The sequence below is a fragment of the Paenibacillus sp. 2RAB27 genome (assembly GCF_052115445.1).
In the GTDB taxonomy this organism is placed as follows: domain Bacteria; phylum Bacillota; class Bacilli; order Paenibacillales; family NBRC-103111; genus Paenibacillus_E.
Genome location: NZ_JBFRGR010000107.1, coordinates 1 through 557, shown reverse-complemented (window position 1 = coordinate 557; position 557 = coordinate 1). Strand labels below are relative to the sequence as shown.

The 557-nt window shown below is 46.1% G+C and carries 2 rRNA genes; both read right to left on the bottom strand.

The annotated features are described in order from the left end of the window. Positions 1-128 (bottom strand): 23S ribosomal RNA (locus tag AB4114_RS35845); the annotation flags it as partial. Positions 129-444: 316 nt separating this feature from the next. Beyond that, positions 445-557: ribosomal RNA gene (locus tag AB4114_RS35840) — 16S ribosomal RNA — on the bottom strand; the annotation flags it as partial.

The window sequence follows — 557 nt, the reverse complement described above, 5'->3', positions numbered from 1 at the left end:
GGTTCCCCCATTCGGACATCCCCGGATCAAAGCCTGCTTACGGCTCCCCGAGGCATTTCGTCGTTCGCCACGTCCTTCTTCGGCTCCTAGTGCCTAGGCATCCTCCGTGTGCTCTTTCTAGCTTAACCATTTATAGGGATCTTTTGCGTTAGCAAAAGTCTCTCCTAATTGAAAGAGTTAAAGATTTTTGCGTGACCCTAAGGTCAACACAACCTAAGTTCTTACTTTACGTTTTTGTTTCGTTATCTAGTTTTCAAGGAACAATGTTGCAACCTTTACATTCGCGAAGCGATGTTGGTTGTCAACTGAATGTTTGAAAGATTGCTCTTTCAAAACTGAACACGAGTGAGTAAGCGGTTTGTGTGAATAATGAGAGACTTTAATCTACGATTAAAGATCCTTATATATCACTTGACTGTGTCTATCAGACACGAGTCTCCATAGAAAGGAGGTGATCCAGCCGCACCTTCCGATACGGCTACCTTGTTACGACTTCACCCCAATCATCTACCCCACCTTCGGCGGCTGGCTCCCTTGCGGGTTACCCCACCGACTTC